We start from the raw sequence: 12,315 nt of genomic DNA, 5'->3' as shown, positions 1-12,315 counted from the left end.
CATGCGCACCATCGTGTTCTGCGCCAGTGTCCTGCTGCCGCTGCTGGCCCATGCCGCCAGCCAGACCGAGCAGGACAATGCGGTAATCGACGGCAGCGGCCGCGACTACGTGGGCAACCTCTCGATCAACCAGGCTGCGGGCAACCAGCAACAGCAGAGCAACGCTCGCGCACTCGCCAACGGCACCAACGCCCACGCCTCAACCCATCAGAACCAACAGCTGCAACTGATCGACCCCGATGCCTCGTTGGATGCCAGCGCCAGCATCAGGGGCAACTCGTTCCAGGGCAGCGGTGTCGTCGGCGTCAACCAGGGCGCAGGCCTTGGCAACCAACAGATCAACGCCTTGCGGATCAGCGCGGCAAACACCGCGAACCATCCGGAAAGCCTCGATGACAGCACCCTCGCGCAAAGCGTAGCGGTGACCAGAAACTCGGGTTCCCCCGTAGCCATGCCCGGCCAGCGGATCGTCAATACCGACGATCAGGCATTCGCCGGCAGCGTGGGTGTGGTGCAGGTGAACCAGAGCGCTGGGGTTGGAAACCAGTCGTACAACAACCTCAGCATCAGAGTCGCGGGAGGACTCTGAACAACCAACCTAGCCCAACACTAGATGCACAATAAGCAAGGAGTAAGGCCATGAAAGCAAAACTGGTACTGACCCCGTTAGCAATGGCAATGGCAGCAGTGCTCTCCGTCGCGGCTTACGCCGACCAGGGCGGAGAAGGCAAAGGCAAGGACGATCACCACCATCAACAGCACCACCAGCAGCCCAGCATTCCTGACTGGCTCAAAGGTGGCGCAACTGCCACCGTGACCGATGCCCAGTACAACCACGGCAACCAGGTCACCAACAAAGGTACCCAGAACAATGCCAGCGCCAACGGCTCCATCGGCGGCGTATCGGGCAACGTAGGGGCCAACGTGGCGGCGGGCGACAACAACCAGCAGGCCAACGCCGTGGCACTGGCAACCGCCGACGAGAGCTTCGTCTTCGGCTATGCCAACGCTTCGACGTCTGTAACCCAACAGGCATATAACAACAAGCTGGACAACTACTCGACCGCCAACAACGCCAGCCTCAACAACTCGTTGCAAGGCATTTCGGGCAACTTCGGCGTCAACGTGGCCGCGGGCAACTATAACCAACAGAAAAACGACATGGCGGCTGCCGTTTCCAACGGCCAGTACACCAGTGCAGCTGGCAGCGCAACGCAAACCAGCAATGGCAACGTCACCACCAACAACTCCACTGTCAAGACCGAGTACGTACAGGTCGGCATGGGCTTCGTCGCAGGCGGCGGCTACAAGGGGATCTCCGACCAGCACGGCGATACCTACCTGGATACCTGGTCGGGCGAAACCCACCCGGGTGGTTCCAATACGGGCCACATCGACGTGGATAGCCAGGCTCAAGGGGCTTCAGACCGCCTGAACAACGGCGGCGCGCTGTCCTTCGACGAAGTGGGCACCATCGGCCTGGCCGGCTTCGCTACCGGCTACATTCCGGTGGTATCCGGCTTCAACAAGGCCGTCGTGAACAACGCCTCGTTGAACGGCTCGATCATTGGCGTCTCCGGCAACGTCGGCGTCAACGTGGCAGCCGGTGGCGGCAACCAGCAGACCAACTCGCTGTCCATCGGCGCCGGTTGCTCTGCCTGTGCCGGCAAGTCGACCTTCTGAGTGGCCGTATCGGGTCCCGGCTTCGGCCGGGGCCCCTTCCAATGACGGGACCTGCCGCCATGCGCTCTCTCTTTGCCCTGACGTTGCTATTGCTGACCGGAATCGCCGACGCGGCCTACCTGCCGTTCGCTGCGTTGCCTGGCGGCAACCTCGCTTATAAGGAAGTCCAGAGCATTCGTGAGCGCCGCTTCGCCGATCTGGTGGAACAGAAAACCGACTTCAGCTGCGGCGCTGCCGCCCTGGCAACCATCCTCGAGAAGGCCTACAACGCCCCGCTGGATGAGCAGACCGTGATCCAGGGCATGCTGACCTATGCCGACGCCGACCAGGTGCGCAAACAAGGCTTCTCCATGCTGGATATGAAGCGCTACGTCGAGAGCATGGGCATGCGCGCCCGCGGTTATCGCATCCAGGCCGATCAGCTCGAGCAATTGAAGATTCCGGTGATCGTCCTGATGGAAATCCGTGGCTACAAGCACTTCGTGGTGCTGCAGCGGACGCAGGACAACTGGGTCTACGTCGGCGACCCCGCATTGGGCCACAAGAGGTACACCCGCGACGATTTCAACAAAGGCTGGAACGGCATCGTGTTCGCGGTGATCGGTCATGGCTATGACCGAAACAACCCTTTGCTGAGCCCGCCCGAACCCCTGACCGCGAGAGACCGACTGGACCACTTTCGCCCCGTCAGGGATGCCGATCTGATGGACTTTGGCTTCATTCACAGCGACTTCTTCTGAGAATGAGCGGAGCAGGACAGCTCCTGGAGAACGCCATGAAACGACAACTCCTGCTTGCCGCGAGCTGCCTTGCCGCAAGTTTCCAGTTACCGGCGGCCACCCTGTTGCAGCCCGTGGAACTGAGCGATCTCGAACTATCCCAACTGCGCGGCCGGTTTGTCCTTCCGGACCGTATCATCAGCTTCGGGGTGACCATGTCCAGCATCTGGCAGAACGCCAACGGACAGAGCCTGGGAGCCCAGGTCAACATGCAGGTGCAGAACACCATGAACCTGCAGACGAAAATGCCGGTGGCAACTCCCGTCTTCAACGTCACCCTGCTCAACGGCCAGCAGAACAACCAGATCGCCACGCCCCCCGCCGGCACTGGCCAGGTCAATGGCGGCGCCGGCTTGAATCAGGTACAGGGCATTGCCCAAAGCGTACGCACCGCGGGTGACTACAACCAGGCCGGCAACGACATGACCATCGACGTCAAGCAGGCCGACACCGCCGGGCCGCTGCCCAGCGGCACCAGCAACCTGAACCAGAGCGTCACTACCGACGCCGGCACCGTCGCCGTGGCGGCCGCCAACAACGGTCTGCAACTGTCGGTCCAGGCCAACGGACAGGGCACCGCCCTGCAAACCATCGGCGCCAGTGGCGTCGCTCAGGCCATCGCGCTCAGCGGCAACGCCAATCTGGTACAGAACCTGGCCAACTTGAGCGTGGTGATGAAGAACAATCCAACGGCACTGAACAACATCAACTGCGCCCTCGACCAGCTCCGCGCGTTACGTCCCACAGGGTACTAGGACACGTCCTACAGTTTATTGAAAGTTGAACTAGGCTGAGATCACCACGCGTATTTCTCAACCAAACCAATAACGACCAGGGACGCCGGAAATGCGTAAATCCAGCTGTTTGCAGGCAGTGGTGTGTGCAACGTCCATCGTGACTTCGCTGACCGCACAGGCAGCCAGCGAAGCCGAGGTGGAGGCCCTGAAGAAGGAGCTTCTGGAGCTTCGCCAGCGTTATCAGGAGCAACAGAACGCCCTATCGGTGCTCGAACAGCGGGTACGCCAGGTCGAGAGCCAGCCCGCCCAGGCTCAGGGTATCGTCAAACCCATTCAGGCACCTTACCAGGCCAAGGCCGCCGCCCAGCAACAGCAGGTGGCTGCCGCTCAGGGCGCCCCGCGCAACAGCTCCGGCAGTACCTACGGCGAGTCCCTCAAGGACAACTCGCAACCCGCGCAAAGCGTGGAGAACATCTACCAGGACGCCAGCGGCTTCTTCGGCAATGGGGCATTCAGCGTCGAGACCGGCCTGACCTACAGCCGCTACGATACCCGTCAGCTGTTCCTCAACGGCTTCTTGGCGCTGGACTCGATCTTCCTCGGCAACATCGGCGTTGACCAGATCGAGGCCGATATCTGGACCCTGGACCTCACCGCCCGCTACAACTGGCGCAATCGCTGGCAGTTCGACGTGAACGTGCCAGTGGTGTATCGCGAGTCCACCTACGAGTCGGCCGGCGCTGGCGGCAGCACCAACCAGATTTCCTCGGAATCGGTCACCGGCGACCCGCGCATCGGCGACGTCAACGTCGGCATCTCCTACAAGTTCATGGACGAGAGCGACAGCCGTCCGGACATGGTCGCCAGCTTCCGGGTCAAGGCGCCCACCGGCAAGGACCCGTATGGCATCAAGATCCACCAGGTGCCGGGCAACAATAACCTCAACGTCCCCGACGACCTGCCCACCGGCAACGGCGTCTGGTCGATCACCCCGGGCATCTCGATCGTCAAGACCGTCGACCCGGCGGTACTGTTCGGCAGCCTCTCCTATACCTACAACTTCGAAGAGTCATTCGACGACATCGACCCCTCCCAAGGCGTGAAGACCGGCGGCAAGGTCGACCTCGGCAACTGGTTCCAGATCGGCGCGGGCGTCGCCTTCGCGCTCAACGAGAAAATGAGCATGTCGTTCTCCTTCTCCGACCTGGTCAGCCAGAAGAGCAAGATCAAGCCCGACGGCGACAGCTGGCAGACCATCCAGGGCAGCGATGCCAACGCCGGCTACTTCAACTGGGGCCTGACCTACGCGGTCAGCCCGAAGCTGACCATCGTGCCGAACCTCTCCATCGGCATCACCCCGGACGCTCCCGACTTCACCTTCAGCGTAAAATTCCCCTACTACTTCTGACCGCAGAAACACGGAAGGCCCCTTTCGGGGCCTTCCTTTTTTAAAGCTCTAACCTTTCAGCGCAACTGATGCTTGTGCAACAAGCGATAGAAGGTTGGCCGCGAAATACCCAGCATCCGCGCCGCCACGCTGAGGTTATCGCCGTGCCGGGCCAGCGCATCGCACATGGCCTGTCGCTCGGCACCCAGCTTGTATTCCTCGAGCGTCACCAGCGGCAGATGGACCGAGCGTCCCTTCTCCCGCTCCAGCCCCAGATCACGGGCCTCGATCTGTCGCCCTTCGGCCAGCACCAGCCCGCGCCTTACCCGGTTGGCCAGCTCGCGCACATTGCCGGGCCAGCCATGCTCGGCCATTGCGGCCAGCGCGTCGTCCGAGAAACGCCGCGGCCGGCGGCCGGTCTCGACGCTGTAAAGGTGAGCGAAGTGATTGGCGAGCAACGCGAGGTCGCCGTTGCGCTCGCGCAGCGGCGACGTGGATACCTGGAGGACATTGAGCCGGTAGTACAGGTCTTCGCGGAACCGCCCGGCGCGGATGGCCTGCTCCAGGTCGACATGGGTCGCCGCCAGCACCCGCACATCGACATCGATGGGCTGGCTGCCGCCAACGCGCTCGATCTGCTTCTCCTGCAGCACACGCAACAGGTTGGCCTGCAGCTCCATCGGCAGATCGCCCACCTCGTCGAGGAACAGCGTGCCGCCATTGGCCTGTTCGAAGCGACCAATCTTGCGCTGATGCGCCCCGGTAAAGGAACCCTTCTCGTGGCCGAACAGCTCCGACTGGATCAGCGCTTCGGGCATTGCACCGCAGTTGATCGCCACGAAGGGGCGGATTGCCCTTCGCGACTGGCGGTGCAGCGTGCGCGCCACCAGCTCCTTGCCGGTGCCACTTTCGCCGCGAATCAGCACGGGGGACTCGGTGGGAGCGAACTTCGCCAGCAGTTTGCGCAGTTCGCGCACGTCGCGGCTTTCGCCCAACAGCTCATGTTCGCGCTCATCGCTGTGCACACTGCCGCGCCCGCGCAGGCGCGCCATGCCAAAGGCGCGGCCGAGGGTGACCTGCACCCGCGCCACATCAAACGGCAAGGTATGAAAATCGAAGAACCATTCGCTGACGAAATCGCCCACTTCGTTCAGGGGCAAAACGTCAGGGCTGAGCACGGCTATCCACTCCGTGCCACTGCGGCTGATGAGTTCCTTGACGGACTCCCGGCGTTCGAGATGCCGGGGTTGCAAACGCAGCAGGCCGACATCACAGCCGCGATTGCTGGCGTTATCCAGCTCGCAACTGTCTACCTCCCACCCTGCTGCCCGTAGTCCGGGTAATAACCTGCGGCAGTCGTCGCATGGATCAACCACCAGCAGGCGACGAAGATTCGCGGCTGCCTCGAGCATGCTCCCTTCCTTGGCGCCATTATTTTGAAAAACTTTAAAAAACAGTTGGTTGGCGCTCCAGTTTGTAAAGCTAGCAATATCTTGACGCCGCACATCGACCGTTTTCCTATAAGGTCAATGCCGAATCGATCTCACCATCCCAGCCCTCGCCGCTTGACTTCCAGCCGACGGACGAACTCCTCCAGCACCAGCTTGTAGAGATCGTCGCCCAGGTACACATCCTCCACGCCGCAGTCGATGTTCGGGTTGTCGTTCACCTCGATCACCACCACCCGCTCCCCCGACTGTTTCAGGTCCACGCCGTAGAGCCCGTCGCCGATCAGGTTCGCGGTTTTCACCGCCAGTTCCACCACTTTGCGCGGTGCCTCGTGGACGGCCATGGTGCGGAAATCGCCGCTCACTTCCTGCGCGCCAGGGCTGTGGTCGTAGATCTGCCAGTGCCCCTTGGACATGAAGTACTGGCAGGCGAATATGGGCTTCTGGTTGAGGACGCCGATCCGCCAGTCGTATTCGGTATAGAAGAACTCCTGGGCCAGCAGCAGTACCGAGCGCTCGAACAATTCGGCGCTGGCCTTGAGCAGCTCCTCCTGGTTGCTGACCTTGATCACCCCACGGGAGAAGCTGCCGTCGGGGATCTTCAGCACCAGCGGGAAGCCCAGGCGCTCGCCGACCTTTTCCAGCTCCTGCGGGTTGTCCTTGTAGAGGATTTCAGTGGCCGGCATGCCCAGCTTGTGGCTGCGCAGCAGGTCGGCCAGATAGACCTTGTTGGTGCAGCGCAGGATCGATACCGGGTCGTCCATCACCACCATGCCCTCGCTCTCGGCCTTCTTGGCGAAGCGATAGGTATGGTCGCTGACGCTGGTGGTCTCGCGGATCAGCAGCGCGTCGTATTCGGCCAGGCGCGAGTAGTCCTTCTTCTCGATCAGTTCGACGTCGATGCCCAGGGTCTTTCCGACGCGGATGAAATTCTTCAGCGCCTTGCGATCGGACGGCGGGAAGGCCTCCTCCGGATCGTGCAGGATCGCCAGGTCATAGCGGTACTGCTTGCGCGAGCGCGGCTTGCGCCATATCTGCCGGCTGAAGCCGTCCAGCGCATTGGCGAATTGCTCCTCCTGGTCCTCGCGCAGCTTGTGGATGTTCCCCGGTTTCACGCCTTCGATATGCCAGCCCCGGTTCTTGCGGAACTCCACCAGCAGCATCGGGCACGGCAGCGCCTCGAACAGCTGGCGCGCCAGGTCCTGCAGCGGCTCGATGTCGGTGCGGCCGAAGTACAGCGTCAGGGTGAAACCGTCGGTGCTGCCGTAGGGATGATCAGCCAGCGCCTTGTCGAGGGTTTTCTCCAGGTCCTCCAGGGCCAGGCTGTAGAGTGATTTCTTCGCCAGCTCGCTGATGCTGCGCACCGACGGAATCACCTTGTGCCCGCGCGCCTCGGCCAGCAGCGAGCAGTAATAGCCATGGCCCAGGTACTTGTAGTTGCGGCACAGGTTGATCACCTGCACACGCTTGCCGTTGTCGTCGTCGATGGGCATCTCCAGGTATTCCTGGGCGCTGACCACATCTTCACTGGGATAGTAGGAGGCCCAGTCTTCCTTGCGTTCCACGATGATGAACAGCTTGCTCACGACACCTCCGAAGTTGCCCCGCGCTTGCCGCGCCGATAGGCCAGGACAATACTGGTTGCTGCTTCGACCGCACTGAACCGCGCCCGTTCGCAGCCAGCACCGACACGGTGCGCCCCGCAGATTAACGAATGCTTACCCTATGAAACTCCAGTTCCGCGCCGCCTCCGCCGACGACCTGCACGCCCTGGTCGAGATGGAAAACCGCTGTTTCGAACACGACCGCCTGTCCCGCCGCAACTTCCAGTGGATGATCACCCGCGCCCACGCCAGCCTCACCGTCGCCGAATCCGACGGCGTTCTGCTCGGCTACGCGCTGGTGCTGTTCCACCAGGGCACGTCACTGGCGCGCCTGTACTCCATTGCCGTGGACGAGCGTGCGCGCGGCATCGGCCTGGGCCAGAAGTTGCTGGACCGCGCCGAGGCCGCGGCGCTGGAGAACGACTGCGCCTACCTGCGCCTGGAAGTGCGGCCGGACAACCGCGGTGCCATCGCTCTCTATGAGCGTAACGGCTACCGTCCGTTTGCCACGGTGCGCGACTATTACGAAGACCACAGCGAAGCGCTGCGCTTCGAAAAGCGTATCCGCCAGATCAACGAACGCACGCACCGTCACGTGCCTTACTACCGGCAAACCACCGAGTTCACCTGCGGCCCCTCGGCGCTGCTGATGGCCATGGGCGCGCTGGAACCCCAGCGCCGTCTGGAGCGCAGCGAGGAACTGCGCCTGTGGCGCGAGGCGACCACCATCTACATGACCGCCGGCCACGGCGGCTGCAGCCCGCAGGGCCTGGCGCTGGCGGCGCACCGACGGGGATTCCGGGTGCAATTGCAGCTATCAGAAGATGGCCCGTTGTTCCTCGATGGCGTGCGCAGCGAGGAAAAGCGCGAGGTGATGCGCCTGGTCCACGAGGACTTTGCCGCCGAACTGGCTCGCAGCGACGTGGAGCAACTGCTGCTCAACCAGTTGGATATCGACAGCGCGCTGGAGGCAGGCGGTCAGCCGATGGTGCTGATCAGCAGCTACCGCCTGACCCGCTCCAAGGCGCCGCACTGGGTGACGGTCACCGACTGCGACGAGGACTTCGTCTACCTGCACGACCCCGACGTCGACCACAGCCAGCACCGCGAGCCGCTGGACTGCCAGCACATCCCGGTGAGCCACGCGGAGTTCGAGCAGATGAGCCGCTTCGGCCGCAGCAAGCTGCGCGCGGCGGTGATCCTCTACCAGCGCTGACGCTAGCCGGCGATGGCTTCGCCACCGACCCGCAGCACGCCGGTATCGATCGCCAGGTGCACCAGTTCAGCGTGGGACACCACCTGCAGCTTCTGCTTGAGCAGGGTGACGTGGTTCGACACCGTCTTGGCGCTGATGCACAGGTGTTCTGCCACCTGCCGCACCGGCAGGCCGCGGGCGAGCATCACGAAGATCTCGAACTCGCGCTGGGTCATGCCCTGCAGGCGCGGGTCCTGGCCGTCGGCGCCCCGGGGCTGGCGCGCCAGCTGGGTGGCCAGCGGCTGCTCGATGTACGCATGCCCCGCCAATATTCGCCTGACCGCCTCCACCAGCACCGCCGGCGAGGCGCCCTTGGTGATATAGCCCGCCGCGCCGGCGTCCAGCGCCTGGCGTACCAGCGGCAGCTCGTCGTGCATGCTGAAGAACAGCACGCGCAGTTGTGGCAGGCGCTGGCGCAACCGCCGGGTGACTTCCAGGCCACTGATGCCGGGCAGGCCGATATCCAGGATCACCAGGCTCGGCACGCTGCGCTGCACCGCCTCCAAGGCGGACTCGCCATCGATGGCCTCGCTCACCTCGACCTCGGGGATCAGCCCGCGCAGCAGTGCGGCGACGCCGTCGCGGACCACGAAATGATCGTCCACCAGCAGGATCTTCACGCCCTCTCTCCTTCCATCACACCGGTTGCCAACGGCATCCACAAGCGCAGGGCCAGGCCGCCACCCGGTCGACGGCGCAGGTGCAGTTCGCCGCCCAGGCAACGGGCCCGCTCGTGCATGGAACGCATGCCGATGCCTGCTCGTGGCCGCCCGTTGCAGCCTCGCCCATCATCACGCACCCACAGGTAGAGCCGCCCGCAATGGCGTCGCAGGATCACCCGAACCCTCCGCGCGTCGGCATGTCGCGCCACGTTGGTCAGCGCCTCCTGTAGCAGGCGGTACAGGTGCGCCTTCGCCACTGTCGGCAGCGCCGGCAGTGGCTCCAGGTGCAGGCTGCACCTCACCCCCTGGCTGGCCTGCCATTGCCCGACGTGCAGCCGCAGCGCCTCTTCCAGGCTGACCCGCTCCAGCACCACCGGGTAAAGGTCGCGCACCAGCGCACGAAAACTCTCGTTTAGGCCCTGGCAATGCTGCTCCAGACGGTCGAGGGTGACGCATCCGATACCGTCCTGGCCTTCCAGGCTGCGCAGCAGGAATACCTGCGCGCGGATGCCGGCGAGGTACTGGCCGATGTCATCGTGCAGCGCCTGGGCCAACTGCTGGCGCTCACGCTCCTGCACCGCGAGCAGCGCGCGGGTCAGCTCGGCATTTTCCACGCAGGCACGTTCCAGCTCGCCGACCATGCCGTTGAAGCCACTGGCCAGGCGCTGCGCCTCGGGTAGGGCATGGTCTGGCAGGCGTACCTGGAACTGGCCACGGGAGACATTCTCCAGGGCACCATGCAGTTGCTCCACCACCCGCAAGCCCCCCTGCACGGCCCAGCGGATCGCCAGCAGACTGGCCAGCAGCGATACGCCGAACAGCACCAGCAGTTGCACCAGCGAATCGCGCACCTCGTCGATCTCGTCGCGCGGGTCCAGGCTCAATTGCACGCGTCGGCCATCGGCCAGCGTGAGCAGGGTCGGCGCCGGCAGGTCGGGATACAGGCGAGTCACCAGCCAGTCATCCAGGCCGGTGTGCGGTGCGGGCGCCCCAGAGTCCAGCCAGTGCACGCGCACATGGCGCAGGCCGGCGGTGAGGTCGGGGTCCAGGCTGGCCGGGTCGCGCTGCGCTGCCTCACGCAGGTACTCGAGCACGCCCCGCGCGGCATCCATCTCACGGCGCACATCGTCGTTGCCCTGATGCACCAGCACCGCCAGGCAAACCCCAGCGAGTAGCGCGAAGAACAACCCGACCAGCAGGTTGATCCGCCACAGCGCGGACATCTAGTGCGCGCCGCGACAGGTCGTGATGCAGCCTACCGGCGCCACGGGCGCACGCAGCTCCGCCGCCGGCAGGTAACCGTTGCGCGTGTAGAGGAAATCGAAACCGAACAGGCTGAGCATCAGCAGGATCGGCAGGACGAGAGTGACGGCGATACGCATGGCGACGCTCCTCTTCTGGTTCTTGTAGCGCCATCCTAGGTCGCGGGCGCGGCGCGCAACCTACTACCTTGGTACTGCCCCACCGGTACTTTCTGCATATTTGCCGCGCCGTGGGCGATTCCTATGCTGGCCGCACAACAACAAGCCGGCCCACCCAGGGAGTCGCCCATGCGTCAGTTCGCCCTTCATGGCGTCGCCTATCTGCTCGCGGTTGCCTGCGCCGCTGCCTTCAGCCTCGGGGCTCGTGCCGAGGAAGCTCCTGCGCTGGAAATCCGCATCGGCTACCTGGGCTACACGCCCGATCCGGGCCCGCTGCTGTCCAACGTCATCCCCGAACCCACCGACGCCGGCCTGCGCGGCGCCGAATTGGCGATCACCGACAGCAACAGCACCGGGCGCTTCCTCAAGCACCGCTACAGCCTGGAAGCCGCCAGTTCCGATACCCCGGAAAAGCTGCTGGGCGAAGCCGGGCGCCTGCACGCCGCTGGCCTGCGCCTGTTCGTGGTCAACGCCCCGGCAGACACGCTGCGCCAACTGGCCGCCGCGCTTCCGGACAGCCTGCTGTTCAACGCCGGCGCTGCCGATGACGAACTGCGCGCCAGCCAGTGCGCGGCAAACGTGCTGCATACGCTGCCCAGCCGGCTGATGCTGACCGACGCCCTCACCCAGTTCCTGGTGCTGCGCAAGTGGACGCGCTGGCTGCTGATCGTCGGCCAGCGCCCGGAAGACGCCCTGTACGCCAACGCCCTGCGCCGCTCGGCCAAGCGCTTCGGCGCGAAGATAGTCGAAGAAAAACCCTTCACCTTCGATAACGATCAGCGCCGCAGCGCCCAGGCCGACATGGCGCTGTTCACCCAGTCCAGCGAGGACTACGACGCCGTGCTGGTAGCCGACGAGCACGGCGACTTCGGCGAGTACGTGCCCTACAACACCTGGTTGCCGCGGCCCGTCGCCGGCACCCAGGGGCTGGTCGCCACCGGCTGGCACAAGACGGTGGAAACCTACGGCGCCGCGCAGCTGCAGAAGCGCTTCGAGGAACGCGCCGGGCGCTGGATGAACGACCGCGACTTCGCCGCCTGGATCGCCGTGCGCAGCATCGCCAGCGCCGTTACCCGCCTGCGCGACGCCGATCCCATGGCGATCCGCACGCTGTCGCTCTCCCCCGACCTGCCGCTGGACGGCTTCAAGGGCTACAAGCTCGGCTTCCGCCCGTGGGATGGCCAGCTGCGCCAGCCGATCCCGCTGGTACAGCCACGCGCGCTGGTCAGCACCTCCCCGCAGGAAGGCTTCCTACACCCGGCCAGCGAACTCGACAGCCTCGGCCTGGACGCACCGGAAAGCCAGTGCCACCTCGCCGACACACAGCCATAAGAAGAAC

Annotated in this window: 12 protein-coding genes; 7 read left to right on the top strand and 5 right to left on the bottom strand. The window is 64.2% G+C overall.

Annotation, left to right across the window (positions count from 1 at the left end):
• The first annotated feature begins 1 nt into the window (after position 1).
• From fapB to fapF, 5 genes are all read left to right on the top strand, one after another.
• Positions 2–589 carry a fibril amyloid subunit FapB gene (gene fapB / locus PNI01S_RS22995; RefSeq protein ID WP_084359297.1) on the top strand — a complete coding sequence of 196 codons (588 nt, stop codon included), beginning with the start codon at positions 2–4 and terminating at the stop codon, positions 587–589.
• 50 nt (positions 590–639) lie between these two features.
• Positions 640–1,683, top strand: coding sequence for an amyloid-like fimbrin subunit FapC (fapC, locus tag PNI01S_RS22990; RefSeq protein WP_024764467.1), 1,044 nt, complete (start codon positions 640–642; stop codon positions 1,681–1,683).
• Between the two features lie 59 nt (positions 1,684–1,742).
• Complete coding sequence (fapD, locus tag PNI01S_RS22985) at positions 1,743–2,423, top strand: fibril amyloid maturation endopeptidase FapD (RefSeq protein WP_038803665.1); 681 nt, start codon at positions 1,743–1,745, stop codon at positions 2,421–2,423.
• Between the two features lie 35 nt (positions 2,424–2,458).
• Positions 2,459–3,217, top strand: coding sequence for a fibril amyloid subunit FapE (fapE, locus tag PNI01S_RS22980; RefSeq protein WP_037013686.1), 759 nt, complete (start codon positions 2,459–2,461; stop codon positions 3,215–3,217).
• Positions 3,218–3,308: 91 nt separating this feature from the next.
• Positions 3,309–4,607: a fibril amyloid transporter FapF gene (fapF, locus tag PNI01S_RS22975; protein ID WP_024764465.1), complete on the top strand. Its 1,299-nt coding sequence runs from the start codon at positions 3,309–3,311 to the stop codon at positions 4,605–4,607.
• A 56-nt stretch (positions 4,608–4,663) separates the two neighbouring features.
• Here the strand turns inward: fapF and PNI01S_RS22970 are convergent, their stop codons facing one another.
• Together PNI01S_RS22970 and PNI01S_RS22965 are read right to left on the bottom strand one after the other, a co-directional pair.
• A complete protein-coding gene (locus tag PNI01S_RS22970; protein WP_024764464.1) occupies positions 4,664–5,998 on the bottom strand; it encodes a sigma-54 dependent transcriptional regulator in 1,335 nt (444 codons plus the stop codon).
• A 131-nt stretch (positions 5,999–6,129) separates the two neighbouring features.
• Positions 6,130–7,620, bottom strand: a complete 1,491-nt coding sequence (locus PNI01S_RS22965; protein ID WP_024764463.1) for a RimK family ATP-grasp domain-containing protein — start codon at positions 7,618–7,620, stop codon at positions 6,130–6,132.
• Between the two features lie 139 nt (positions 7,621–7,759).
• Here PNI01S_RS22965 and PNI01S_RS22960 point away from each other — a divergent pair, with 139 nt between their 5' ends.
• Positions 7,760–8,854, top strand: a complete 1,095-nt coding sequence (locus PNI01S_RS22960; RefSeq protein WP_065085242.1) for a GNAT family N-acetyltransferase/peptidase C39 family protein — start codon at positions 7,760–7,762, stop codon at positions 8,852–8,854.
• Positions 8,855–8,856: 2 nt separating this feature from the next.
• Here PNI01S_RS22960 and PNI01S_RS22955 read toward each other — a convergent pair whose 3' ends face one another.
• From PNI01S_RS22955 to PNI01S_RS28535, 3 genes are read right to left on the bottom strand one after another with little or no spacing between them, the layout of a single operon-like run.
• Positions 8,857–9,513: a response regulator gene (locus tag PNI01S_RS22955; RefSeq protein ID WP_084359295.1), complete on the bottom strand. Its 657-nt coding sequence runs from the start codon at positions 9,511–9,513 to the stop codon at positions 8,857–8,859.
• Entirely contained in the window at positions 9,510–10,778 is a 1,269-nt protein-coding gene (locus PNI01S_RS22950; RefSeq protein WP_084359293.1) for a sensor histidine kinase, read from the bottom strand. The genes PNI01S_RS22955 and PNI01S_RS22950 overlap by 4 nt, the downstream gene beginning before the upstream one ends.
• Positions 10,779–10,937: a hypothetical protein gene (locus PNI01S_RS28535; RefSeq protein ID WP_164488258.1), complete on the bottom strand. Its 159-nt coding sequence runs from the start codon at positions 10,935–10,937 to the stop codon at positions 10,779–10,781.
• Between the two features lie 168 nt (positions 10,938–11,105).
• Between PNI01S_RS28535 and PNI01S_RS22945 the strand changes: the two genes are divergently transcribed.
• Positions 11,106–12,308, top strand: a complete 1,203-nt coding sequence (locus PNI01S_RS22945) for an ABC transporter substrate-binding protein (RefSeq protein ID WP_084359291.1) — start codon at positions 11,106–11,108, stop codon at positions 12,306–12,308.
• Positions 12,309–12,315 lie beyond the last annotated feature (7 nt).

The organism is Pseudomonas nitroreducens NBRC 12694 (assembly GCF_002091755.1).
Taxonomy (GTDB): domain Bacteria; phylum Pseudomonadota; class Gammaproteobacteria; order Pseudomonadales; family Pseudomonadaceae; genus Pseudomonas; species Pseudomonas nitroreducens.
The sequence above is the reverse complement of the archived record's forward strand: the minus strand, read 5'-3'. Positions and strand labels throughout refer to the sequence as shown.

Excerpts from the sequence above, each read along its gene's own strand:
- fapB (WP_084359297.1), top strand. The coding sequence starts at position 2 with ATGCGCACCATCGTGTTCTGCGCCAGTGTCCTGCTGCCGCTGCTGGCC.
- fapF (WP_024764465.1), top strand. The coding sequence starts at position 3,309 with ATGCGTAAATCCAGCTGTTTGCAGGCAGTGGTGTGTGCAACGTCCATC.
- fapC (WP_024764467.1), top strand. The coding sequence starts at position 640 with ATGAAAGCAAAACTGGTACTGACCCCGTTAGCAATGGCAATGGCAGCA.
- PNI01S_RS22970 (WP_024764464.1), bottom strand. The coding sequence starts at position 5,998 with ATGCTCGAGGCAGCCGCGAATCTTCGTCGCCTGCTGGTGGTTGATCCA.
- PNI01S_RS22945 (WP_084359291.1), top strand. The coding sequence starts at position 11,106 with ATGCGTCAGTTCGCCCTTCATGGCGTCGCCTATCTGCTCGCGGTTGCC.
- PNI01S_RS22960 (WP_065085242.1), top strand. The coding sequence starts at position 7,760 with ATGAAACTCCAGTTCCGCGCCGCCTCCGCCGACGACCTGCACGCCCTG.
- fapD (WP_038803665.1), top strand. The coding sequence starts at position 1,743 with ATGCGCTCTCTCTTTGCCCTGACGTTGCTATTGCTGACCGGAATCGCC.
- PNI01S_RS28535 (WP_164488258.1), bottom strand. The coding sequence starts at position 10,937 with ATGCGTATCGCCGTCACTCTCGTCCTGCCGATCCTGCTGATGCTCAGC.
- PNI01S_RS22950 (WP_084359293.1), bottom strand. The coding sequence starts at position 10,778 with ATGTCCGCGCTGTGGCGGATCAACCTGCTGGTCGGGTTGTTCTTCGCG.
- fapE (WP_037013686.1), top strand. The coding sequence starts at position 2,459 with ATGAAACGACAACTCCTGCTTGCCGCGAGCTGCCTTGCCGCAAGTTTC.